This window comes from Aquicoccus sp. SU-CL01552, from assembly GCF_040365005.1.
Classification (GTDB): Bacteria; Pseudomonadota; Alphaproteobacteria; order Rhodobacterales; family Rhodobacteraceae; genus Antarcticimicrobium.
Genome location: NZ_BAABWV010000048.1, coordinates 1 through 1262, shown reverse-complemented (window position 1 = coordinate 1262; position 1262 = coordinate 1). Strand labels below are relative to the sequence as shown.

At 57.9% G+C, this 1262-nt stretch carries 1 protein-coding gene; it reads right to left on the bottom strand.

The window, feature by feature from the left end:
• Positions 1 to 62 precede the first annotated feature (62 nt).
• Positions 63 to 1198 (bottom strand): IS3 family transposase gene (locus tag ABWV23_RS22325; protein WP_353351904.1). Its coding sequence is split into 2 segments (ribosomal slippage): positions 63 to 931 and positions 931 to 1198, totalling 1137 coding nucleotides; the frame shifts between segments, so codons are not numbered across the junction.
• Positions 1199 to 1262 lie beyond the last annotated feature (64 nt).

Here is a 1262-nt window from a genome sequence, read left to right as displayed (position 1 = left end):
AGAGGTGGTCCTGGATTTTCGACCAGTTTGCCGCCGGGCTAAGCTATCGCATTGGTTTCATTTCAGGCGGCGGCTTTCAGGTTCGGGGCTCGACTATCATATGCCTCGCCCGGCGTCAGCAGCCCATGCGATGAGTGCGGGCGCTTTTCATTGTAGTAGCTGATCCAAGTGCCGATCCCGCGTCGGACCTCCGAGCCGGTCTCGAAGGCGTTCAGGTAGACACACTCGTATTTTAGGGACCGCCAGAAGCGCTCGATCATCCGGTTATCGATCCAGCGTCCCCGGCCATCCATCGATATCTTCACTTGCGCGTCGTTCAGAACGTCGGTGAAATCGGCGCTGGTGAACTGCGATCCCTGATCGGTGTTGAATATTTCCGGCGTGCCATATTTGGCCAGCGCTTCCCGCAAAGCCTCGATGCAAAAGCCCGCATCCATGCTGTTGGACAACCGCCAACTCAGCACCTTGCGGCTGTACCAGTCCATGATGGCGACCAGATACAGGAACCCGCGCCGCATCGGGATGTAGCTGATGTCAGCACACCAGACCTGATTGGGCCGGGTTATCGCCAAGCCCTTGAGCAAGTACGGGTAAATCTTGTGCTCGGGGTGCTTCTGGCTGGTCTTCGGTTCCTGATAGATCGGCACCAACCGCATCAGCCTCATCAGCCGCCGTACCCGGTGACGCCCACATTTGTGGCCTTCTCGTTGCATATGACGGGCCATCTGCCGCGAGCCGTACCAAGGTGTCTCGAGAAATTGCCGATCGATGATTTCCATGAAGGCAAGATTCTCGGTGCTTTCGCCGCGCGGCTGGTAGTAGAGGCCCGAGCGCGCCAGGGACAACAGGCTGCACTGACGCCGAATGCTGAGATCGGGATGGTCCTGCTTCACCGCTTTCTGCCTCCAGTGCCGAGGATGAGACTGGAGGCTTCGGACAAAAAATCGCGTTCCACGACCAACTGACCGATCTTGGCGTGCAGCTTCTCGACATCCTTCTCGGAAATCGCCGGCGCAGACGATGCCGCACCGCCAAATGCCGATGCCATGTTCTCAATCGCCGCTCTCTTCCATCCGCTGATCATGGTCGGATGGACGCCGTACTTCTTGGCCAACTCGGCCGTCGTCAACTCTTCACGGATGGCTTCAAGCGCAACCTTGGCCTTGAACTCCGCCGAATATCGTTTCCGCTTCGTCATCTGGGGTATTCCTTCGTCAGTCGCTACAGCTTAGCAACTGGTCCGAAATCTCGCGACCACCTCT